Consider the following 22,886-nt stretch of genomic DNA (forward strand, 5'->3'; position numbering starts at 1 on the left):
ACAACCTACTGCCGACAAACAACAGGACACGCTAAGCGGCATACCGCCTCATCGTGTCCTGTTGTCATACCCAGACCTATGATTGTTTTATTTTACAGTGACGATCTCACTGTTAGCGAAGGCATATTCAGAAATTTCATTGCCCAGGCCGGGAAGTTCAGGAATGCTGTACTCTCCGTTGACCGGCTGATAATCGTAGATAGAAAGCTGCTTATTCCAGGAGCTCAGGTTGAACACATGATGCTCATGGATGACAAAATTGGGAATGACCGCTTCCAGATGGAGGGCCGCAGCCGTGGAAAGAGGGCTGGCGCAGACGTGAGCCTGGACGCCGATATCATAAGTGTGAGCCATATCGCAGATCTTCTTGCCTTCTGTGATGCCGCCGCAATTGCCCAGATCCGGCTGAATCAATTGCAGGGACTGATCTTCAAAGTAAGGCGCGTACTGCCATCTGGAGTAAATCCGCTCCCCGCTGGCGATGGGCATTTCCAGCTTGTCGGCGATATATCTGGCTGTCTTGGGATTGGGAGTGTTGGGCTCTTCAAAATAAAAGATATTGTATTTCTGAACGGCCCGTCCCAACTGAACGGCACTCTGAGCATCCGGGAAGGAGTGGTTTTCCATGATAATGTCCACATTAGGGCCTACAGCCTCTCTTACCGCCGCCACACGGGACTCCACCAGATTCACATAATAGGGTTTGAGCAGACCGGTTCTTTCTTCCTCGGTAAACTGCTCCCCTTTCTCATTAAACTGAAAAAAATCCACCTTGACGCAGTCATAGCCTTCAGCAACGGCTTTCTTGGCATTGTTATAATAATGCTCAGGGGAGGTAGCCGCTATCGTGCCTTCTCCCCAGCCGAACTGCAGCTGGCTGGCATAAGTTCTCAGCTTATCGCGCTTCTTGCCGCCCAGCAGCTTATAGACAGGGACCTTAAAGTATTTCCCTTTGATATCCCAGAGAGCGATATCCAGAGCGCTCATGCCGGCAAAGGTGATGGGACCGCCATTCTGCCCCCAGAAGGTTCTCTTATACATGATTTCCCAGATCACTTCATTATCCAGGGGATCCCTACCGATGAGCATAGCCGCCAAATCCTTGACCATGCCAAAAGCCGCCGGCGCACCGGTGCAATAAGCGATAGCCGCCTCACCGTCTCCGTAGATTCCTTCATCCGTATAGATCCGGCAAAGTACAGGCCTCCAGGGTGTTGATGCCGTCGCAACACCATTCACCATCATCACGTCAATTTTAGTAATTTTCATCGCCATTTCCTCCAGTCATTTTATTATTTTTATAGAAAGTCAGGTGAAGTGAGCTAATTGTCCTTCAATGCCTTACTTCACTGTCACAATCTCCGCTTGGGCCAAAGCCGCTTCGGAAAGCTCCTGACCAATACCAGGAAGCTCGGGAACTTCAAAATAACCATTCTGCGGTTGATAGTCATATTTGCACAGACCAATATTTTCAGGCAGCAAAGCAGCCGCATGGTGTTCATGAATCACGAAATTGGGGATAACCGCTTCCAACTGCAGGGCTGCCGCGGTAGCAATGGGACCGCCGCAGATATGCATCTGCACACCGCAGTCATAAACATTGGCCATATCGCAGATTTTTTTACCTTCCGTAAGTCCGCCGCAATTGCCCAGATCCGGTTGGATGATGTGCAGGGAACGATCTTCGAAGAAAGGCCTGTAGCCCCAGCGGCTGTAGATTCTCTCCCCGCTGGCCACGGGAATTTTTACACTACTGGCAATTTCCTTCATCGATCCGGCATTCAAAGGATGAACAGGCTCTTCATAGTAGAAGCAGCGGAATTGCTCCAGCTCTCTGCCCAGTTGAATTGCCGTATTGGTATCGGTCAAGGAGTGCAGCTCAATGATGATATCCAGACCAGGGCCGCCGGCTTCCCGGATCGCGGCCACTCTATCCACAGCAACTTTGAGCTGATCATATTCCAGCAGTCCATAATTGCTCCAGCCCATCCACTGGCCTTTCAAGTCAAAGCCCACCGGGTCAACTTTGATGCAGGTATAGCCTTCCGCCATGGCTTTACGGGCCGCCTCTGCATATTCCTCAGGCCTGACGAGAGCTGCACTCTTCGTCCCCCAGTCAAATTGGATCTGGCTGGCATAAGCCCGAAGCTTGTCGTTGGTTTTTCCGCCCAGCAATTTATAGACAGGCACACCTAAAGCTTTGCCCTTAATATCCCAAAGAGCAATATCAATGGCGCTGATAGCTGCAAAGATCACGGTGCCGCCGCCCATTCCCCAGAAGGTCATCCGGAAAATCTTTTCCCAGATTTGCTCATTATTGAAAGGATCCATGCCGATGATCAATTTACCAAAGTCACGAGCCATACCGAATTGGGCAAATTCAGCATTGCCATAAGCCAGCCCTATTTCACCGTATCCGGAAATCCCCTCATCGGTATTGATCCGGACAACCGTAGGATTCCAGGGGGTCCCCTCCACGGCAGGACGGCCGTTCGTTAACTTAATCACATCAACACTGGTTATTTTCATCTTGCTTTCCTCCCTGATTTAATATTTTTATAGATAGTAGAAAATTGGCTTGCTGCACAAGGAGACACTGTCCCAGTAATCTACCGGGACAGTACATCACACTTTTATAAAGAGATTACTTGGCAACCCCGGTTGCAGTTTTTCCATTCGAATGGCTCTCGTCTTTCTTGATCTTCAGGGTAATGACCAAGAAGAAAGAAACTGCGGCACAAAGGAGCTGAAATACCAGGACACCGGTGCTTCCGAAAGAGGAAACCTTAATATAACCAATGATCAGATTGCCAGCAAACCCTGCAAAGCTGGATAAAGAGTTAATAAGGGCCAAGCCGATGGCCAGTGCCTCTCCGGAAAGATAAAGGGAGGGAATCGCCCAGTAAGGACCATAGAAGGCATAATTGCCGATCCCGGTCAAGGCCAGTGCCACAAGTTTGACGGTAATGCTGTCGGAGAAGGCAATGACACCCAGAGCCGCCGCAAAGATTAGCATAGGAATTCCGGCGTGCCAAATCCGTTCATTGGTTCGGTCGGAATGAGGCCCCCACCAGAGCATGAAGAGCGCTCCCAGGATTCCGGGCATCATCATAATCCAACCCACAGTGGTGTTGCTGAAGCTCGTGGAAAATTCTTTAACCAAAGTTGGTGTCCAGAAGGCGAACGTCTGAGCAGTAACTTGAATGAACATATAGATGAAGCCCAATCTCCAAATCGTCGAATATTTAAAGACATCCTTAAGCTTGAAGTGTTCGGTTTCTGTTTTGTTGGCTAACTCCCCTGCCAATTCGCCTTTAACCCAGGCTTTTTCTTCGGCGTTGAGCCAGTTGGCCTCATCCGGGCTGTTCTTCAGATAACCCCAGGTCAAAAAGGCACCGGCTACAGCCAGGAGACCTTCGATCATAAATACCCATCTCCAGCCGTCATGACCAAGCCAATGGACATTCGCCATAATCTGAGTGGCAAAGGGAGCACCAATGGAGTTGGCGATGGGAGCCGCCAGAAAGAACATCGAAATAATTCCCGCACGGTATCTGGAAGGGAAAAAGAAGGTAAAGTAGTACATCATCCCGGGAAAAAAGCCGGCTTCCATAATACCTAATAAAATACGAAGAATAGCGACATGGGTAAAGTTTTGTGCCCAAAACATACCACAGGTGACAAGTCCCCAGGTGAACATGATCCGGCCCAGCCAAAGTCTGGCTCCCGTACGGTGCATCAGCATATTGCTGGGAATTTCAAAAAAGAAATAGCCGACAAAAAACATAGCGGTCAAAGAACCAAAAGCTTCCGGTGAGATACTTAAGGCTTTATTCATATCCAAAGCAGCATAACCCAGGTTGCCTCTGTCAATAATGTTGATGATGTACAGAATAATGGATAAGGGAATAATGTGCCTGATGATTTTCGCCATAGCGCTTTTTTCTACAGCCGAAGGATTAACAACGCTCATAAATTTGCCTCCTAGTATAAAGATAGGGTCTTTACAAGTCAGTTCAGCCTAGGGATTTCTGCGTAACTAACTGTTCATAGCGTCTTCCAGAATTAGTTTTGTCACCTCATTTCCGGTTTAATCCAAATAACTTAGTGCACTTTTTAATAAAGTTATTTACTCTTTCCCTAAGAGCCTGGATTAAATACCTTACCCCCTTTACAATCTGATCGCTCTGATCGCTTTTTCGGACTCTGTCTGCTGTACGCCCGACTGTTGTTTGTTGTACGTTGTACGTTGTTGGTTGTTCGCTATCTAGTGCATATATTACATCAATCTTGTTTTCTTTGCAAGGAATTAATTTATTTTTTTTGAATATTTAATGTTAGATATATTGGAATACTTTAAACCATCTGTATTCTCCCATAAGAACTAAAAAGAGCTGCTGTTCCGCGAACAGCAGCTCTCTCGATCTCAGACCTTATCTGGATTTCTTCCTTAAGCAAACCAGCTTGAATCATGTTTAATATAGATTTTTTTGCATCCTTCAAAGTCTTTTTCTTTAATATAGTTATAAATAAGCATATGTTCAAACCGCTTGTACTCAAGCACCGTCCCGCCTTTTTCAAAATAATTATAGGCAAAATGGTTATAGGCCCTTTCAAACCTGGCCAGAATATAGCGATGAATCGATTCACGGGCCAGATTAAAACAGTTGATATACAGTGTATTATGAGACATTTTGAAGATCTGATAATGAAAATCCAGATCGGCGTTGACACTATCCATAAAATATTCTTTATCAAAGCTCTGATCCGTATAGCTTTCCGTTAACCTTTTGCAGAGCTCATCGCATTCTTCCGCCAGTTTTTTCAGAACGGCAAGTTCCTTTTCCGTGCCTTTCTCAATGGCCAGCCGAACTGCTTCAATCTCAAACAACCTTCTGAATTCCCTGATATCGTTTTCATCCTCAGGCTGTAAGGTAAATTCAGTCACTTCACTGATATATTTTCGAAAGTCAAAGCTTAAGACGAAGGTTCCTTCCCCCACCCTTGTCTCGACTATGCCCAGGATATTGAGCTTCTGCAAGGCGCCCCGAACCGTCAGCCGGTTCACGCCAAAGTATTCAGCCAGCTCATTCTCCGACGGCAGCTTATCTCCAATCTGCCATTTACCCGAGATAATTCCTTCTTTAAGGGCATTGTAGACCTGTTCTGTGAGAGGCAATCTCTTGAGCTTTCTTTTTGTATTAAAACCCTTCTCCATAAAGCTTTCAATCGTTCCCTTTTCCCTAATATTTGAACACCCCAAAAAACGCCGGCATCAACATTTAGTATGGCCAGCAGACACTTATACAGTTCATTATATCATATATTGTCAGTATTTATAATCTCAAAATTGCTATTACTATCATTTTTTTCCTGCTCCTCCCCATTATCCCCTCTAGGTCAGGGACACCTGCTTCTTCCTGAAAATAAGCTGCAAAAGAAGGATGAGCAGCAGATTAACCACAATAAAAACGCCATAAGCCGTCAGATAGGTTCCGGTTACATCGACCATAAAACCTACCAATGAATAACCAATGGCACCGCCAAGGGACATCATCAGGGTTAAGGTTGAGAATATTTTCGCATAATCCCTCAAACCAAAAAGCTCCGCCACCCAGATCGGAATGGGTATGGTAAGAATCGGATTGCCCAGTCCGATTAAGATCGTCAATAAATAAGCTTTGGCCGGACTTCCATCCACCAAAAAGGCCGAGGCTAAAGCCAACCCACACACACTGAACAAAAACCAATTGGTCGCAGTGATCCCAAAGCGGTCGATGATGGCCCCCGTCAAAAGCTTGCCGATGATCAAGGTTCCCCCGAACAGTGAAAACACTACCGCCGTAAACATGGGCTCATAACCTATGGAAATCAAAAAAGAGGGGAGATGATTATTGATAGGGCTGATCATGATTCCCACAGCAAGCGCCGTGACCACCAATCCCCAATATCTTATGGTCCTCAGAGTTTCCGCAAAGGTCAGCCCTTTAACCTGGCCAGCCGCTTTCTGATCAGGGCAGGTCGCATAACCGTACGGCTGCAACCCTTTTTCCCCAGGCTCATTTCTAATCAGCAGGAAGGTCACACTGACAAGGGCGGCAATCAACAGGCCATAAAATGTAAAGGCCTTCGCCAAGCCAAACCCTTCAATCCAATAAGCCACGATAGGAGGGAAAATCATACTCCCGATCCCGGACCCCATAGCGCTGAGACTGATAGCGAGTCCTCTCTTGGTGCTGAACCAGCGGGTAATCAAGAGGGTGGCAGGAACCAGGCCTCCGCCGCCGGAACCGATGCCCACCAGCAACGCGGCGACATAACACTGCGGCAATGTTCTGCACAGCGAAAAGAAGAAAACCCCCGGCCACGCACAAACCAAAGATAAACATAGCCTTCCGGGTACTGTATCTCTGATAGATTCTGCCGCTGAACATTAAAATCAGAGTACTGCCGACGCTGATCATGGACATTACCGTGGAAACCTGGGTTTTCGTCAGCTCCAGCTCCTCAGCCAGAGGTGTGACAAAGATCGAAAAAACGTTAAGCGCCAGGCCAACACAGCACAATACCATGATCATACAGCCCAGAATAATCAACCAGCCGTAATGAAGTTTTTTTTGAGGCTCATTCATGCTGTACTTGCCAACATGTACCCTAAGGTGATACACCAGCAGATTAAAGTTAAGGCCATAAAGATCCATTTGGGTTTTTGCTTTCTTTTTTTCGTCAGGACCAGGGTAATTATTCCGAAGACAATAAAGCCGGTCAGGGCAAGATTGGCCAACGTCATTCAAACTCCTCCATTATTTAAATATGCTGTCATTTGGGCTCCTTGGGATCAATCATATGAAGGTAGATACGCTTGCATTTCTCAACATCCTTTTCCTTGATGGCATGATAAATATCGTCATGCTCAAGAATCTGAAAATACTCTTCTACCGTTCCTCCCTCTTCTATATACTCCTGATAGTGCCTTTCTAAAATAAGCAGAATATAGTGATTAATTAATTCCCGAGCCAGATTAAAACTGTTGATGTACACAGAATTGTGGGACATTTTGCAGATCTGAAAATGGAAATTCAGATCCGTGTTGACATATTCAACATAAGTATCTTTGTCAAAGCTTTTATCCTTGTAACTGGCATTCAGTTTTAGACCGATCACCCGGCATTCATCCGCCAATCTTTTCAGCTCGGTCAGCTCTTCCTCGGTACCTCTTTCAATGGCCAATCTGGCGCATTCGATTTCCAGCAATTTGCGGAAGTCCCGAATTTCATTCTCCTTTTCAGGCTGCATGGCAAACTCAGCCACTTCGCGGACATACTTCCTGAGATTGAAATTCAAGACGTAGGTCCCTTCCCCTACCCTTGTCTCCACGATTCCCAAAATATTAAGCTTTTGGAGAGCACCGCGCACGGTCAGACGATTCACGCCGAAAATCTCGGCCAATTCGTTTTCCGACGGCAGTTTATCCCCGACCTGCCATCTTCCGGAAGAGATTCCTTCTTTAATCTCCTGATAGACCTGTTCCGTAAGGGGCAGCCGTTTAATTTTTGTCCCTGTATCCAAAGCTTTATCCAATACTTTTTCTGTAATTTCCGCCATCCTTCCAACCTGCCTTTAACCCTTTATTGAAATCAGACTGCTAGCTAGCGAACAGTCACCAACTATCTGTATCTTACCACAAATGTGAACTTAATAAAATGCAGGAAAGACTCATTTTCTAATATAAAAAGGGCACGAGGCAAGTAGCTTTTCTGCTCACCTCGTACCCTGATCAAAAACAAGTAGAACCAAGTTTCCCCTTGCCACAAAACTGTTTTTTAACTGGGATAGTTTTGGCGGGAACGCGTAGGAGTCGAACCTACCTCGGCCGGATCACCCACCCGATAACGGATTTGAAGTCCGCAGGATCCACCGGAATCCATTCGCCCCCCTGATTTCTTCTATCATACTATCTTTTACCAGGTTCATTCCATCTTGAGTTTATAGCCGGCAAAGTCCGAATTACGACCTTACCTGACAACACCTTATAAGGAGACTCTCTCAGCTACTGACGCTCTTAGAAGACGTCAGGTGAAATAACCTTTGGCTCAGATAAGGCAACGTGATTATCAATACTACTCCCAAGCCCAGAAGAACGAGCACGGCAAGCCACTCTATTCCTCCGCCCTGATGATAGAACTGTGTCCCCGACGCAGGCAATTCCTGCCCACCGTACACAAAATTATAACGAAGAGCAAAAACCCCCAGCAAGCTGCACAGCCCTGCTATTCCCATGGAATGGGGAGATTGTTTTAAAGAAAGCAGAATCAGAGGCACGACGATACCCACCACGATTTGCACAGCCCAGAAGGTAAAGGCCTTTTCACCGGCCAGAAGATTCATTACCGTCAGCTCTCCCAGACCACTCAGGAAGTAAACCGTCAGCAAATGGAAGAAGACAAGGCAGATTTCCAAGACCACGAACCATACTTTTAAGCTGTGGAGAGCACTTTCATAAGCCGCTCCGGCAACTCCCCCTTGAATGAAGGCTTTTTTGGTAAGACTGATAAGGCTTAAAGCGGCGACACAGCCGGATACCAAAAACAGAACCGGCAGCAACGCAGAGTTCCAAAGAGGTCTACCAGGCACAACGGCTAAAAGAAATCCTGTATAGGACCCCAGGCTGATGGCCAAAACAACACCAATTTTACCCCAAATCTTCGCATTTTTCTCCTGGTCCTTCCACAAAAACCAAATATAAGGCATACAGACAAGCCCGTAGAACAACAAAATGAAAGAACCCCAGGACATAAGAGAAGAGGGATTGACATTAAGGAATAAATAGAGGGCTCTGAAGGGCCGCCCCAGATCCGCGACTAAGGCGAGCAGCCCTGGAACCAAGACTGCCACGGCCGCGAGGGCCGCCGGTTTAGCCAAAGGTTTGACAGCCTGCCAACCAAAAACCGTACTCAAGGCTGAGATGAGAAACAAGCCTGCACTCAGCCCTGCCAGAAAGAAGTAAAGCACGATGAGAGGACCGAAAGCAGCGTGATGCTGAATCTCATAGACAAATGAAAAATCCATGCTACTTCCTCCTTTCCAAATCGTTGAGGCTTATGCTATCAAAGGCCTCATCCAGGCCGATGTAGAAAACGCTGGGCCGGGTGCCCAAGTCTGAGCGCAAAGCCTGAGCGGGATGTTCGGCAAGCAGGCGGTTAATTTCACTGTCGGGATGATTTAAATCGCCAAAAATACGGGCATGAGCAATGCAGTTGGAGATGCAGGCCGGCATCAGCCCTGCCTTAATCCGCCCGATACACAGATCGCATTTTTCCGCCATACCTGTCTCTTTATTCAGGAAACGGGCATCATAAGGGCAAGCCGCAATGCAGTAGCGGCAGCCAATGCATTTGTCAGGATCAACGACAATGACCCCGCCTTCATCCTTATGGGTCGCTTTGACCGGACATACGGTTTGACAAGGAGCATCCTGGCATTGATTGCACAGGCGGGGAAGTTTCACCCTCGTCACATTGGGGTAAATCCCTTTATCTCCCTCAACAACCCAGGAGCGATAGGCCCCTTCCGGCACATTATTCTCCATTTTACAGCTGACAGTACAGGAATGGCATCCGACACAGCGGCGCAAGTCGATGACCATACCATAGCGCGGTTCCAAATTAGCACTCAACGCAGATTCCTCCTCTGCTGAAATAATTTTTCATATCCTGATCATCGTCATGGAGCCAAATCTCCAGGGTCCTGATGGCCTGAGCATAAAAACCTTGTTCCAAAGTTCTCAGGGCTTCGGCCATACCGGGAATCCACATCAAGAGATGGTCGGCCATGAACTCCTTTTGAATCTCCAGCCATCTTTCGGCCTTGTCCTGCCGGGCTTCTTTTCTGGCCTCATGTTCCTGCCGGCATAAATAAGTCATATAGGCTAATTCGAACCCCACATGATCGGCCAAGGGGATATTCTTAAGCGGGGAAAACATCTCCAGACCATAGGGATCAAACCCGGTCAGCTCATAGTGCTGCTTGATCTGGACAGTCAGGGAAGTATTTAGTTTTCCGAAGGACGGTTTGGGCTTCGGCTGATAGCCGCGCAGGGCTGATTCATAAGGAGGAACATATTTCCCGGACATGGGCACAAAAAAACAGTCATAGTAATCCTAGCGAAGCCTCTCCAGTGTTGCCTGTGCTTCTTCAGGAATCTTTATGCCTTTCTGATCCATAAAACCCTCGCCTGAGTTGGCGAGTTTCTGAATGGTGAGCCATTTTTCCAGGGTTGGTTCCTCCAGGAGGAGACTGGAGAAAAAGGCATAGGAATGAAAACGATCCCTTGTCCAGTTTATTGCATCTTGCATTTTCATCCCCCACTATACTTTAAGGATTTTAAAGGCACCGCCATTGCGGCTGGTTCCTCCGGTGGACATTTCACTGAAGCCGAAGATACCATTTTTAACTTTAGGATCGATCAGGCTGATTCCCCCCAGAAAGACTCCTTGCCCTGAGCCGGGAACAGCTGAAATTTCCTTTTCCCCTAACGTGTGTTTTTTCGCACCATACTCCCAGTGACCATAGCCATAGGCTATACCCACTGAACCTCTGGCGATTCCCTGTCTCACCTGCAGGATTCCCTCGGCTTCCCCACCTGTAGCGGAAACCAGTCTTACTTTGTCACCGGATACAAGGCCCAACTGCTCAGCATCTTCCGGATTGATCTCTATCTTATTGGCTTGATTCAATTCCCTTAAAATCGAGTTTTCCAGCATGGACACACTTCTGAATTTGGCTTTATAGGAAGCCGCTTTAAAGGGCCATTCCGATTCGGGGAAAAGCTGATCAAGGGAGGTGCCGTCCGCTAAAATCTCCGGATTATAGACAAGGGTTCCGGAGTGGAAGTATTGACCCGTGAAGGAGTTTTTGGCTAAAGCCATCTTCTCCCCATACAGGTTAAAACACCCTTCCTGGGGATACTTGGTGCGATCTCCTGCATAGCCTTGGCCAAATTCTTCGAACCGTCCTCCACGGGAAAGGATAAAGGCTGCTTTGCGGTATTCTTCTGTTTTTAAGCAGTCTTTCCAGTTCTGCATACAGCTTGCCAGATCCTGAATCTTCATTTCCTCATCGGTAAGATCGGGAACCGGTTGACCATCAAAGGCCACATTGGCAACCCCCCGCAGGAAGTAATCTTCCGGCGTGTTCAAGGGGTACGTCTTTCCATCCATGTCCTTTATGGCATTCTCACCAAAGCCCGGCAACCCTATGGCTTTGGCCACATCAATAATATAATTTTCATAGCAGGCATGGCGGTTATCGCTGAGCTTAGCTGTCAAGGGTTCCACAACCGGCCAACGCAGAGAGGTTACCTTTTCCGAAGTATTGCCCTCACTATTGGCAAGTCCCCAACTTTCATAAGGGGTGGTATCCGGTATGATGTAATCCGCTAATGCTGTCGTTTCACCCATAAAAGCATCCATGGCAATGATCAGGGGTACTCTTGCCACTTTTTTCAGCTCATCCATAATCTCCTGCCGCCCAGCCGCAGGAGTGGTCATCAGCGGATTAGCCATCCAAACCATTAAGATCTTGGTTTGGTAGGGATAACTATTGATCACGGAGAAAAAGGCCTGATTGTCCGAAGCGCTGCCAATGGGATGCCAGGGTAATTTGGAGGGATAGGGGTTCTCCCCTTTAGCAATCTTTTGCTTGTATTCAGGCGTCTTCTCATAAGGAACGCCGGTCCGGCTGATCAGAATGCCTTTCCCCTTAATATTCGGTGCATTGGCCACTGTACCCAGGTCATAACGAGGGCCTTTGGCTAAGGATTTATAAGCCACACGGCGTTCCAACATACCACCCTTTAAATTATGGCAGCCCACCATGGTCGCCAGGACGTGCATGGCATTGGCAATATCATAGCCATTGGCAGAGGCCGTATTGCCTGTTCCATCTACTGCCACTTTCGTGCCATGGGCTGTAAACTCTCTGGCAATGTCCATGATGGTCTCTTCAGGCACTTTGCATATTTGGGAATAGTCGGCAATTCCTTGACTGAAGACACTTTCTTTTAAAATGGCGAAAGCCGTTTTAACCCGTATGGACCCGCCGGACTTAGCCTGCACCTTTCCGTCAAAGGCCAGATCGGCTTTGGACACTTGATTATAGATAGCCGGCTGGTTCGTTTCCGGATCGATGACCATAAAATAATCCACGGTTTTCGTCGGATCGGTGCTGGGGGGTACTTCCAAGCCTAAATCCTCCGCCCGCAAAAGTTTACGGTTGTTGGGATGATTTTCATCCACGATCACCAGATGGGAGGCGTTGCACCAGCTGGCAAATCCTTTGCCCTTGGCAGCATTTAGGTGGGGGGAACTTAAATAATCTTCATTATAGCGCTGATTGTCTATAATCCAGTGCAGCATTCCCATGATAAAGGCTGAATCCGTGGTCGGTTTGATGGGAATCCATTTGGTATTTTTACCCACAGGGGAAATGGCGCCACCACACATAACCGGATCGACGATGACCACTTTAAGTTTTCCTTCACCAGTTTGCTTGGCGACCTGCCTGGCAATAGTAGACATCGGTTTGCCACTATGACCGGGAAAGGCCCCGATATAAAGAATAAACTCGGCATGATTGACATCCGGTCTCATGCCTTGACCGGTTGACAGTACCTGACCCGCAGGTATTTTGGAGCCACCTCAGGTGTAGCCATGGCCAAAATTATTGGGAGTACCAAAAGCACCGGTAAAACGTCCGGCAAAGGCAGTACGCCCATCTCCTCTTCCTCCGAAGTGGACCAGTTGAAATGATTTGGGCCCTAATTCGGGATTCGCCGGATCCATGGGGGTAAGAGGATCATGAACATCCTTGATCCCCTCAATGGGCGTTGTTTCGCCCAGATGGGCAAAGGGAGTTCCTCCCTCCACCGTTTCCTTGACCGCTTCTTCCCAAGTGATGGGCTGCCATTTGGCTTCTCCCCGCTTATCTGCGCGTTTGAGAGGCACTAAAATCCGGTTGGGATCATGATGAGCTGTCAAAGTGGCATTGCCCCTGGCACATAAAGCTGCTCTTCCCTCATTCCCCATGTCCCGATATGTGCTGAAAGACAGATAGGAATCCAGGAGAGAGGTCTCCATGGCAAGATGGGGCTGAGCGCTGGAGGGGTTATAAGGATTGCCCATCACCCGGGTCGCCAGCCCTGTCTCCTTATTGATTTTCACCCTGTTGCCACATGAACTGTAGCAACCCAGACAAGCACTGTTTCGCATTAGAATATTGGGGTTGACTTCCACCTTCCCCGACGTTACATCAATTCTTGCCTCTACCTCCTGACTGCCGGTCTTTTTGGGTATAAACCCGGGAGGCTGTTCGGCCATGATCATTCTGTCATAGCCAAGGCCGCTTGCTGTGACCATACCCGCAGCTGCTGTCAGCTTGATAAAATCACGACGCTTCATAGCTAAATCATCCCTTCTGCATAAATAATTAAGAAAGCATTCATTAGTAATGCAAAAAGCTTGCCAACTCCTAATTAGCGGTAATAATCACAAGTGTAAGCCTCGCCATTCTTTAAAAACAGCAAAATGACCCGGTCAAAATGACTGCATTTGTCATTTTGACCGGGTCACTCTCATTTTATCTCATTTCATGGCAGGGGCTCAATCCCATATTCCTTGACCTTGCGATATAAGGTTTTAAGGCCGATCTTCAATTCCTGAGCCGCTTTTGTTTTATTCCCTCCTGCCATTTTCAGTACCCTGAGAATATGCTGACGTTCACAGTTCTCCAGAGAAAGATCGGCGTCTCCCCAGCCGGGAGTCTCTTCCTCCAGCCCTTTTTTAGGAACGGGTGTCCGCTTCCCCATTTGAGGCTGAAATAAATGCTCCGCTTCGATGGTTGAACCGTAGGAAAGCAAGCAGCCCCGTTCAAGAATATTGGCCAATTCTCTGACATTGCCCGGAAAATCATAGTTTAACAGCACTCTGAGAGCCTCCGGGCTCAGAACTTTAGGATTATTTTGCGGGCATTTTTTGGCCAGAAGGTAGTCTGCCAGCAAAGGAATATCCTCTTTGCGATTTCGTAGAGGAGGCACTTCGATTTGCACCACATTTAAGCGGTGATACAAATCCTCCCGAAAACGCCCGGCAGCAACTTCCTGTTCCAATCTCTTATTGGTAGCGGCCACTACTCTCAGTTTGACTTTACGGGACCGGGTGGCTCCCACCCGGAAATATTCACCATATTCCAGCAGCCTGAGCAATTTAGCCTGAATATCCAAATCCATCTCGGCAATCTCATCCAGAAAAAGAGTTCCCCCGTCAGCTATTTCAATCAAACCCATTTTGACCCCTGCCGCTCCTGTAAACGCCCCCTTTTCATGGCCAAATAATTCACTCTCCACAAGTTGGTTCGGTAAAGCCGCACAATTCAAAGCCTGAAACGGCTTATCCTTTCTGGCACTCCAAAAATGCAGGGAGCGGGCGATGAGCTCTTTGCCGCTGCCGCTTTCTCCCAGCACCAGAATGGTAGCTTCACTGTCCTTCACCTTTTCCACCATTTGCATAAGTCTTTTTATTTCCGGACTTTGGCCGATAATCGGCTCGCTTCCGGTTTGACGTCTTAAGGCTTCGGAAAGCCCTGCCGCTTGTTCGGCCAGGCGTTTTTTTTCATAAGCCTGGGTCAGCGTGAATTCCAGTTTGGTTGTGTTGCAGGGTTTGGTGAGATAATCGTAAGCACCCTGCTTGATGGATTGAATGGCGGTTTCCAGGCTGCCATGCCCTGTCAGTACCACAACTTCCACAAAGGGATCGGCCTCTTTGACCTGGGTTAATAAGGAGAGCCCTTCGCCGTCGGGAAGGCGCTGATCCAAAAGAATCACATCATAACTGACCTTACCCAGCCAATCCAGAGCCTGTTCAATAGTATGAGCCAAATCAATCTGGATCTTTTTCCTGGTCAGCCTTTGCTTCAGGAGTGTCGCAAAATCCACTTCATCCTCAACGATCAGCAGTTTCATCTTATTGCACCTCTTTTGTATGCGGCAGTTTGACCGTCACTGTAGTCCCCTCACCCAGCCTGCTGTCCATGACAATCGTACCCCCGGCCTGTTTGATTAAGCCATAGCTTACAGCAAGCCCTAAGCCGGTTCCAAGTCCGGGGGGCTTGGTGGTAAAGAAAGGTTCAAAAACCCGTTTCAAATCCTCGCTGCTGATGCCTTCCCCATTATCCATCACTTGCAGACAGATGCAGTCCGCCTCATTTTGCGTCACTAACTTCAAGGCACCGCCCTGCTTCATAGCCTGAGCCGCATTGCAAAGAAGATTAAAAATGACCTGTTGAATCCCCGGCCCATCCCCCCAAATCAGCGGAACAGCCTCATCCAAGTCATACTGGACCTGGACTTGGTTTTTTTGCAGCATATAATGATTCAATTCCAAAGCTTTTTGCACAAGCTCATTCAAGTTATAAAAGTCATAGGCATTATTCTGGTTTCTCTCCTGACGAGAAAAATCCAATAAATTCTGGGTTATCTGGGAGCACCGGTCCGCCTGTCTGGCTATCAAATCCAGATATCTGTCGATATCCTGATCTTTCTCCCCTTGAGCAGAGTTCATCCTTTGCAGTTCATAGCGCAATTCCTCGACGGAAAGACCGATGGTGGCCATAGGATTATTAATTTCGTGAGCTATGCCTGCCGCCAATAACCCTACCGATGCCATTTTATCCGCCTGGCGCAAGGCACTTTCCAGCTCCCGCTTCTTTTTCAGTTCTTCACTCAGTTCATTAAAGGCTGTCAACACTTCACCTATCTCATCCTGGCTTTGCACAGGCAGCACAAACCCCGCTTCTCCGGAGGTAATCCGCTTAACGCCTTTCTTTAAAATATCCAGCTGCCGGAGAAAATAGATGACAAAAAACAAACTTATCCCCAGAACAAGGAGCATCAGAATCACTGTGCTTAAGCCAAAGGTATTTCGCAAATGGATATAGGAGGAAAAGGCTTTGGTCTCCGGCTGTTCATAGATAACCGCCCAATCTGTTCCGCTCACTTGCGCATAAGCGCCAACCACCTTTTCACCCGTATAGGACACATAGGTGCGGACCAAAGGATTTTCCCTGGTCAGCTCTTCTTCTTCCTCCGACAGCAAAGGAAGACTGGCCTGCACATTCCGGTTGGAGAGTACCTGGCTGAAATCCTCATGTCCAATTAAATGCCCTTCCTGATCCACCAGAAACAGCCACGCTCCGGAAGTTCCCGCTACTTTAGATAAAAGATCCACGACACTGCGCAAACTGATATCTGCCACAACTGCACCCTTAACGTCATTGCCCTGCAGAATAATGGGAATGGCCAATTGAAAATAAGGCTGGCCATGCTGATCTAACAGCACCGGCCCGATATAAGTTTGATAATTCTTAATGGTTTTAAAGATGTTCTCCACATCTTTTTCCTGGCTTGCCCCGCTCTTCCCAATATCGAATCGGGATACTCCGGTAATTTCATAACCTTTTCCATCAAGCAAACTCATTCTCTCAACATAAGGAAGATTGGTCAGACAGCTGTAGAGCAGGCGCTCCTGCTCCCCGGTGTCACTGCTTATCAGCACAGTACCGTTCGCTTCCGCCAGAACAGTTATCACCCGCTCTGCTTCTTCCAGCAGGAAATTTATCTCTTTGACAACCCGGGAGGTCCCATAAGAATGCTGATTCCTTACAGATTCCCAAAGATAATCCTTGGCACGCATCAAGTTAGATCCGCCCAGGAAAAGCAGCGGAATAAGGGACATAATAATACTGAACGCCAGGAGTTTAAAGGCAATGCTTTGGAAACGCCTGGCATGCTTAGACATATTCATCAATGGCGATCATCCTTCAACTTAAGCATTGTTTTTCAGCGAATGAATTCTGACGCACAAGCAAAACCTGCCGGATCAATCCCAGCTTTAAAAACCTCTGCCACCTTGGTATTGATGATAAAATCAACACGGGCCGGTGCTTCCACAGGAATTATCCCCGGGTCCTGGCCTTGCAGAATCTTAGCGGCTATTCTGGAAGCCTGAATTCCCTGTTCTCTATAATCCATCCCATAGGAGGCCAGGAATCCCTTTTTCGTCTGATTGGCGCTCACTCCAAAGGCCGGGAGCCGCTTTTCCTGGATAAGAGGGCTGATGGAATCCGTCACCGACTCCATCAAAAGACTGCACAGCAGCATCACCCCATCGACCTCTCCAGGCAGGATTCCATTGATGGCCTTTAATGTTTCAGCCTCATTCTTAACCCCCACCGGTATCACCGTCATGTCAAGCTGGGCTGCCACCCGATTCAGAAAATCCATGGTGGGCTCCACCGGCGTGATCGTCTCGTCATAGAGTACCATAATTTTTTGAACATCGGGCAGTAAGCGTTTAAAATACTCCAAACGCTTACCCGATAATTGTAAATAATAGTTATCCACCCCTGTTATCTTTCCTCCAGGATGAGTATAGCTATCCACAAGGCCAAGTTCTTCAGCGAAACCCACCCCAATAAAGACGATGGGAATCTGACTGTCTGCCGCAGCCTTTTGAAGGGCAAGGGTCTCTCTTTCTCCCGTGCCAATCAATAGATCGGGGCTTTGCCGGACCAATTCTTGGGCAAGCTTCGGAAGATCCTCCATTCGATCTTGGGCGCTGACTATTTCAAACTGAATATTAACGTTTTCTTCATAGCCGTATTTTTTCAATCCCTCGATTACCCCGTTAACCTTATTAGTGCGCAGATCGGACCCCATTAAGATGCCAACTGTTTTGAGCGGGTTTTCCTGAGGAAAAACATTCTGGTGGCTATAGCCGAGCAGCGTAAAGCATAAAACAAAAAGCAAGGCAAATAAGACGGCTTTGTTTAAGCTCAATCTATAGTTACCGAATTTCATCTGATGTTCCTCCTCTAAATTTATCAGTGAGTTCTTTCACTTCTGGATTACTTATTTTATCATAACGCGAAAAACTTGTTTATACCAGGGTCAGGAAAGATGTAGCAATAAATTCTGCTGATTCGATTTTTCACAAAAAAACATTAATTTTCCATAAAATCCTTATATCGCAAGGGTTTTAAAAGATAACTGTCGAATTGTAAGTGCATGGAAATACCCATCTCATTAAAAAATCTAGAAAAGGAGACCTATTTGATTGGAAAAACCATTAATTGAAATCCGCAACCTTCGCAAAGAATACATTATGGGCGAAGAAGTTGTTGTGGCTTTAAAAAGAATAAACTTTTCCATAAATCGCGGGGAACTGTGCTGCATATTCGGCGCTTCGGGTTCTGGCAAGAGCACGCTTTTAAACCAATTGGCAGGGATGGAAAAACCTTCTAAGGGGGGCGTAAAAATAGGCGGCGTTCCCATTTCGCATTTAAATGAAGATCAGCTTGCCGAATTCAGGCAAAAATATATCGGTTTTGTCTTTCAGTCTTATAATTTGCTTCCTATGCTAACCGCCACAGAAAATGTGGCTCTGCCCCTGATGTTTCGGGGTGTGCCGGAAGGAAAACGCAATGCCATGGCCCAAAGCATGCTGCAAAAGGTTGGACTTGGGCATCGATTGCATCACTATCCCGGACAAATGTCGGGCGGACAACAGCAGCGGGTGGGAATTGCCAGAGCTTTTGTCACAAAACCCGCGGTTGTTTTTGCCGATGAGCCTACCGGGAATCTGGATACAAAAACAACCAAAGAAGTTATGACTATGATCAAAAATTTTGCGGGAACTTTTAAACAAACCATCATCCTGGTCACCCATGATCCGGAAATGACAGTTTATGCCGACCGGATTGTGAAACTGGTAGATGGCGAGATTGTCAGCAATGAAATAAAAAAACAAACCGTTTAACCGGAACTAAGGAGTCGAATTATGAAGAACATTTTGCAAAAATCACGTTACATAATGATTATTCTTTTGGCTATGATTTTGGTCGTTTCCCCCTTGATGACTACTGCAGCATTAGGGGACGATGCCACCGCTATCAAAAGCAACCTGGTTATAACCGAATATAAGGTCACGAATACTTCTGGAAACATCCTATCAGTAATACGCCAGGGTGATTCAGTAAACCTGGAAATTACGGTAAAAAATCCGGGCATTAAGACATCACTAATATCGGATTCTGCGCATATTGAAGTGTCCCGGTTAGTTGATAACTTTTCAGGGAATGGTCATCCTGCAATTACAATAACCTCTCAAGGCGATGAGCCCCTTGCCATGACTATCAAATTCTCTGGCATCAAGTATGCCGGGGGCGGTAAAACCTTTAAGTTCATGGTTGGCTACAAGGATTTATCTGTAGACTATGACATCACAGACCTATCTATAAAGGAATGCGCTGATCAGGAAAACAAACCTGGCGACGATTACAAAGTAACCCCCTCCCTGCTGATAACCAGTTCTCTCAACCAGGAAACCTTGAAACCCAATCAGCTCATGGATCTGACCATCAACATTGAAAACCTCAGTGACTTGAGCCTTCATGATGTGGTTGTGTCACTCACTCCTTCATCGTCTATTTACCTTGTGTCTGGCAAAAATACCTTCTCTTTAAATACCATTGACGGAAGAAAAACCAGCTCTTTTACCGTGAAAATCAAAACGGGGATTGACCTTCCTCCGGTGTCGCAAAATATTGGCGTGGATCTCAAATATACTTATGACAACGGAAGTGAGATTGTCCAAGGTACCACCAGCGAAAAAATCAGCCTCATCAGCGAAATCGGTGAATCTTCCGGGCCAATCCTCTTCATCAGCGGCGTTCAAACGGAAGAAGCACTGAAAAGTAACAGCGAGAGGGATGTGACGATTCAAATCATCAATATGGGGGATACAACCGCTTCTGATATCACGGTTTTACTCAGTCCATCGGACTCCATTTATTTCCCGGATGGCAAAAGCTCTTTTTTATTAAAAGACATCAAGGGCAACACGGAAGAACGCTTTACCGTGAGAATAAAGGCAGCAGGTGAGGTAGCCTCGACGCTGCAAAGCATTGGCGTCGAGGTAAAATATTCATATACCAGCGGCAGCAGCATTATCGAGGACACGGCCACCGGCAAAATTGCCATTGTGACCGCCGGCAAATCCCCTGCGCCCATTCTGTTCATCAGTGGCCTCCAAACCAAGGACATCCTGAAAGGCGATGAAGAGAAGGAAATTACCCTGCAAATAGCCAACATGGGGGAAACAACCGCTTCCGATATCACCGTTTCCCTCAATCCGTCGGACTCCATTTATCTCCCGGATGGCCAAAGTTCCTTTTTCTTAAAAAGTATTAAGGGCTACACGGAAGAAAGCATCACCGTCAAAGTAAAGGCCGCCAGTGAGCCGTCCTCATCCCTGCAAACCCTCGGTGTCGACACCAGCTATTCCTATGACAGCGGCGGCGGTATGGTACCGAGTACGGCTTCCGGCAAAGTGGTGGTGGTGACCGAAAGCCATAAGGAGGCCGACGCCTCGGTTCCCTATCTCATTGTCAGCAATTATTCTTATGGAGGTTCTCCGGTAGCAGCCAATACAGCCTTTAAGCTATCCATGGATTTTTACAATACCAGCTCTAGCTTGAGCATTGAAAACATCGTTGTAACCTTGGAAACAGGCGAGAATTTTTCTGTAGCCAGTTCCTCCAACACCTTTTACTATGAATCTCTGGGGGCGGGACAAACCCTTACACAGGAATTGGATTTGCAGGCGCTGCTTGTCGCCAACTCCGGTCAAACCAGTATATCGGGTGCTAAAACCGTAGAAGTCGGTTTTAAATATGAGTATAGCACCGGCAGTAAACGCGCCACCAACACGATGAGCGAAAAGTTGTCCATCCCCATTTACCTGCCGGATCGTTTTGAACTGGCGCAGCCCCAATTACCTGATTTCGTCGCTGTCGGGCAGGAGTCGGTTATTACTTTAAGCTATGTGAATAAAGGGAAAAACTCTATATCGAATGTGGAGGCGGCGATTGAGGATATTACAGGAGAAATGGAGACGCCTGCCAAGGTGCAGCAGCTTGGCAATATTGAGGCGGGAAAGAGCAGCACCATCGGTTTTGCTTTTATGCCGTTGCAGCCAGGGGAACTGTCCTTCACCATCAAAATTACTTATGAAGACGCTAATTTAGAACCTGTCATCAAGGAATTTCCCGTGCTGGTCTCAGCTTTTGATGCGCCTCCCCCCATGAATATGGGCATGCCGGAAATGGCGCCTGAACAGGAAGGCAAAATCCCGCTCCCTTGGCTGATTGGCGCAGCCATTATCTTACTGGCGGGCACAGGAATTGCCATAATGCGTATCAAGAAAGCCCGGGCACAAAAGAAAATAAACTCGATCGACTTTTCCTGGGAAGAAGACGCGCCCGCCCAAGACCTGCCGCTGACGGAGGATAAAACCGACGGCACCGCACCAAGCACAGATGCGCCTTCCAAATCAGAGGTATAGAGGATGACTTGGAAAGATATTTTAAAAATGTGCCTGCGCAATTTGCGCCGCCGCAAATCCAGAACCTTATTAACCGTGCTGGGGGTACTGATCGGGTGCTGCAGCATTGTCATTATGGTATCCATCGGCATCGGCACTAAAGTCTCCCAGGAAGAAATGCTGGCGGAAATGGGAGATTTGACAATTATCACCGTTATGGTGCCCAATATGGGCAACGATCAAAATAAACTGGATGACGCCGGCATCAGAACGATTGCTCAGATACCCAATGTCATCGCCGTATCGCCGAAAATCTCTCCCGACGAACTGTTCAACGATATTTACTTTAAGATCTACGCCGGAATTGGCGACAGATATATCAACGATTGGCTCCCGGTGGCGGCCTATGACAGCTCCAGCCTGGAAAAGTTGGGATTCAAGCTTGTGGATGGAGCATACCCCGCCACTACTAAGGGGGTGCTGGTCGGCGAAATGTTTGCTTACAATTTCCGGGATTCCTATCGGCCGGAAGGAAGCAATCGGGTTGACCGTTACGCCAATATTGATTTTAATAATTTCGATATGGACCAACTCAAGAACAATATGCCGGACCCCTACTTCAACCCGCTCACGTCCTCTCTGACTCTGGTCCTGGAAAAGGAAGGCATCGCCAAGTACAGCATCCCCCTTGAAGTAACCGGACGCGTCAAAGAAGATTACAACAAAGGTTATGAAACCAGCGAAGGTGTCTTGCTGGACCTGGCTTTTCTGGAACAGATCTTAAAGGATTCCGGTGCGGCAAAAAACACGACCGAAAAGAAAAGCTATCAAAATGCTCTTGTTAAGGTAGACCACATTTCCAAAGTCGCCGAAGTGGAAAAGGAAATCAAGCGGCTTGGCTTTGATACCCGATCTATGGAAAGCATCCGTGAACCCATGGAAAAAGAAGCGCGGCAAAAACAGCTGATGCTGGGGGGACTGGGGGCTATTTCATTGTTCGTGGCCGCTATTGGGATTACTAATACGATGATTATGTCCATCTCTGAGCGGACCAAGGAAATCGGCATTATGAAAGCATTGGGCTGCTATGTAAAGGATATTCGTATCATTTTTCTTACGGAATCCGGTATTATTGGCCTCTTGGGAGGAGTTGTCGGTAATATCGTCAGTTTGATCATTTCACTGGTCATGAATTTTGTTTCGGAAGGTGCCGGCGGCAGCAAAATATCCATTATACCCCTCTGGCTTATCGGCTTTGCCGTTGTCTTTTCAATTTTTATCGGAGTGGGCTCCGGGTACTATCCTGCCAACAAAGCCGTGAAAATATCGGCGCTGGAAGCAATTAAAAGCGATTGATTCCCCCAACCATTCAGCTAGAGCTCAAATCAATTTAAAGAATAACGAGCGGACAGCCACTTACTGCTATCCGCTCGTTATTCTTTATCTGTTGTT

The 22,886-nt window shown here is 47.3% G+C and carries 17 protein-coding genes, 1 tRNA gene and 1 pseudogene; 3 read left to right on the forward strand and 16 right to left on the reverse strand.

All coding sequences use genetic code 11. The features are described from left to right. Window positions 1–87: 87 nt before the first annotated feature. From BUA14_RS01770 to BUA14_RS01840, 16 genes and pseudogenes are all read right to left on the reverse strand, one after another. Window positions 88–1,269, reverse strand: coding sequence for a mandelate racemase/muconate lactonizing enzyme family protein (locus tag BUA14_RS01770; RefSeq protein WP_072770999.1), 1,182 nt, complete (start codon window positions 1,267–1,269; stop codon window positions 88–90). Window positions 1,270–1,341: 72 nt separating this feature from the next. Next, window positions 1,342–2,529: a mandelate racemase/muconate lactonizing enzyme family protein gene (locus tag BUA14_RS01775; protein WP_072771000.1), complete on the reverse strand. Its 1,188-nt coding sequence runs from the start codon at window positions 2,527–2,529 to the stop codon at window positions 1,342–1,344. Window positions 2,530–2,644: 115 nt separating this feature from the next. Beyond that, the gene (locus tag BUA14_RS01780; RefSeq protein WP_072771001.1) at window positions 2,645–3,973 is read right to left on the reverse strand and encodes an MFS transporter; all 1,329 of its coding nucleotides are present in this window, start codon (window positions 3,971–3,973) and stop codon (window positions 2,645–2,647) included. Window positions 3,974–4,450: 477 nt separating this feature from the next. Next, entirely contained in the window at window positions 4,451–5,179 is a 729-nt protein-coding gene (locus BUA14_RS01785; protein WP_178371594.1) for a FadR/GntR family transcriptional regulator, read from the reverse strand. Window positions 5,180–5,395: 216 nt separating this feature from the next. Further along, a pseudogene (locus BUA14_RS01790) lies at window positions 5,396–6,701 on the reverse strand (MFS transporter). After that, window positions 6,629–6,790 carry a hypothetical protein gene (locus BUA14_RS28385; protein ID WP_178371596.1) on the reverse strand — a complete coding sequence of 54 codons (162 nt, stop codon included), beginning with the start codon at window positions 6,788–6,790 and terminating at the stop codon, window positions 6,629–6,631. The pseudogene BUA14_RS01790 and the gene BUA14_RS28385 overlap by 73 nt, the downstream one beginning before the upstream one ends. Before the next feature lie 29 nt (window positions 6,791–6,819). Then, window positions 6,820–7,605 carry a FadR/GntR family transcriptional regulator gene (locus tag BUA14_RS01800; protein ID WP_072771005.1) on the reverse strand — a complete coding sequence of 262 codons (786 nt, stop codon included), beginning with the start codon at window positions 7,603–7,605 and terminating at the stop codon, window positions 6,820–6,822. A gap of 234 nt (window positions 7,606–7,839) precedes the next feature. After that, window positions 7,840–7,936, reverse strand: a tRNA-Sec gene (locus tag BUA14_RS27750). A 110-nt stretch (window positions 7,937–8,046) separates the two neighbouring features. Further along, the gene (nrfD, locus tag BUA14_RS01805; protein ID WP_072771006.1) at window positions 8,047–9,069 is read right to left on the reverse strand and encodes an NrfD/PsrC family molybdoenzyme membrane anchor subunit; all 1,023 of its coding nucleotides are present in this window, start codon (window positions 9,067–9,069) and stop codon (window positions 8,047–8,049) included. Window position 9,070: 1 nt separating this feature from the next. After that, window positions 9,071–9,676 carry a 4Fe-4S dicluster domain-containing protein gene (locus tag BUA14_RS01810; protein WP_072771007.1) on the reverse strand — a complete coding sequence of 202 codons (606 nt, stop codon included), beginning with the start codon at window positions 9,674–9,676 and terminating at the stop codon, window positions 9,071–9,073. Beyond that, a complete protein-coding gene (locus tag BUA14_RS01815) occupies window positions 9,666–10,133 on the reverse strand; it encodes a TorD/DmsD family molecular chaperone (protein WP_242954529.1) in 468 nt (155 codons plus the stop codon). Before BUA14_RS01815 ends, BUA14_RS01810 begins: the two co-directional genes overlap by 11 nt. A gap of 27 nt (window positions 10,134–10,160) precedes the next feature. After that, entirely contained in the window at window positions 10,161–10,355 is a 195-nt protein-coding gene (locus BUA14_RS28390) for a hypothetical protein (protein WP_242954523.1), read from the reverse strand. Between the two features lie 12 nt (window positions 10,356–10,367). Beyond that, on the reverse strand, window positions 10,368–13,457 hold the full coding sequence (locus BUA14_RS01820; RefSeq protein WP_178371597.1) for a molybdopterin-dependent oxidoreductase: 3,090 nt from the start codon (window positions 13,455–13,457) through the stop codon (window positions 10,368–10,370). Window positions 13,458–13,645: 188 nt separating this feature from the next. Further along, window positions 13,646–15,016, reverse strand: coding sequence for a sigma-54-dependent transcriptional regulator (locus BUA14_RS01830; protein ID WP_072771010.1), 1,371 nt, complete (start codon window positions 15,014–15,016; stop codon window positions 13,646–13,648). A 1-nt stretch (window position 15,017) separates the two neighbouring features. Next, complete coding sequence (locus tag BUA14_RS01835) at window positions 15,018–16,856, reverse strand: sensor histidine kinase (RefSeq protein ID WP_072771011.1); 1,839 nt, start codon at window positions 16,854–16,856, stop codon at window positions 15,018–15,020. 35 nt (window positions 16,857–16,891) lie between these two features. Continuing rightward, on the reverse strand, window positions 16,892–17,911 hold the full coding sequence (locus BUA14_RS01840) for an ABC transporter substrate-binding protein (RefSeq protein ID WP_072771012.1): 1,020 nt from the start codon (window positions 17,909–17,911) through the stop codon (window positions 16,892–16,894). Window positions 17,912–18,215: 304 nt separating this feature from the next. On the opposite strand from BUA14_RS01840, the gene BUA14_RS01845 reads away from it, so the two are divergent. The 3 genes from BUA14_RS01845 to BUA14_RS01855 are packed head-to-tail and all read left to right on the forward strand — an operon-like array spanning window position 18,216 to window position 22,790. Next, the gene (locus tag BUA14_RS01845) at window positions 18,216–18,869 is read left to right on the forward strand and encodes an ABC transporter ATP-binding protein (protein ID WP_207649526.1); all 654 of its coding nucleotides are present in this window, start codon (window positions 18,216–18,218) and stop codon (window positions 18,867–18,869) included. Between the two features lie 21 nt (window positions 18,870–18,890). Further along, entirely contained in the window at window positions 18,891–21,455 is a 2,565-nt protein-coding gene (locus tag BUA14_RS01850) for a COG1361 S-layer family protein (protein WP_072771014.1), read from the forward strand. A gap of 3 nt (window positions 21,456–21,458) precedes the next feature. Next, window positions 21,459–22,790, forward strand: coding sequence for an ABC transporter permease (locus BUA14_RS01855; RefSeq protein WP_072771015.1), 1,332 nt, complete (start codon window positions 21,459–21,461; stop codon window positions 22,788–22,790). The last annotated feature ends 96 nt before the right edge of the window (window positions 22,791–22,886 follow it).

It is taken from the genome of Desulfitobacterium chlororespirans DSM 11544 (assembly GCF_900143285.1).
Lineage (GTDB): Bacteria > Bacillota > Desulfitobacteriia > Desulfitobacteriales > Desulfitobacteriaceae > Desulfitobacterium > Desulfitobacterium chlororespirans.

What these genes read in the sequence shown, in the direction of transcription:
- BUA14_RS01770 (WP_072770999.1), bottom strand. Translation starts at nt 1,269, where the DNA reads ATGAAAATTACTAAAATTGACGTGATGATGGTGAATGGTGTTGCGACG.
- BUA14_RS01775 (WP_072771000.1), bottom strand. Translation starts at nt 2,529, where the DNA reads ATGAAAATAACCAGTGTTGATGTGATTAAGTTAACGAACGGCCGTCCT.
- BUA14_RS01780 (WP_072771001.1), bottom strand. Translation starts at nt 3,973, where the DNA reads ATGAGCGTTGTTAATCCTTCGGCTGTAGAAAAAAGCGCTATGGCGAAA.
- BUA14_RS28385 (WP_178371596.1), bottom strand. Translation starts at nt 6,790, where the DNA reads ATGACGTTGGCCAATCTTGCCCTGACCGGCTTTATTGTCTTCGGAATA.
- BUA14_RS01800 (WP_072771005.1), bottom strand. Translation starts at nt 7,605, where the DNA reads ATGGCGGAAATTACAGAAAAAGTATTGGATAAAGCTTTGGATACAGGG.
- nrfD (WP_072771006.1), bottom strand. Translation starts at nt 9,069, where the DNA reads ATGGATTTTTCATTTGTCTATGAGATTCAGCATCACGCTGCTTTCGGT.
- BUA14_RS01815 (WP_242954529.1), bottom strand. Translation starts at nt 10,133, where the DNA reads ATGTCCGGGAAATATGTTCCTCCTTATGAATCAGCCCTGCGCGGCTAT.
- BUA14_RS28390 (WP_242954523.1), bottom strand. Translation starts at nt 10,355, where the DNA reads ATGCAAGATGCAATAAACTGGACAAGGGATCGTTTTCATTCCTATGCC.
- BUA14_RS01830 (WP_072771010.1), bottom strand. Translation starts at nt 15,016, where the DNA reads ATGAAACTGCTGATCGTTGAGGATGAAGTGGATTTTGCGACACTCCTG.
- BUA14_RS01835 (WP_072771011.1), bottom strand. Translation starts at nt 16,856, where the DNA reads ATGAATATGTCTAAGCATGCCAGGCGTTTCCAAAGCATTGCCTTTAAA.
- BUA14_RS01840 (WP_072771012.1), bottom strand. Translation starts at nt 17,911, where the DNA reads ATGAAATTCGGTAACTATAGATTGAGCTTAAACAAAGCCGTCTTATTT.
- BUA14_RS01845 (WP_207649526.1), top strand. Translation starts at nt 18,216, where the DNA reads ATGGGCGAAGAAGTTGTTGTGGCTTTAAAAAGAATAAACTTTTCCATA.
- BUA14_RS01850 (WP_072771014.1), top strand. Translation starts at nt 18,891, where the DNA reads ATGAAGAACATTTTGCAAAAATCACGTTACATAATGATTATTCTTTTG.
- BUA14_RS01855 (WP_072771015.1), top strand. Translation starts at nt 21,459, where the DNA reads ATGACTTGGAAAGATATTTTAAAAATGTGCCTGCGCAATTTGCGCCGC.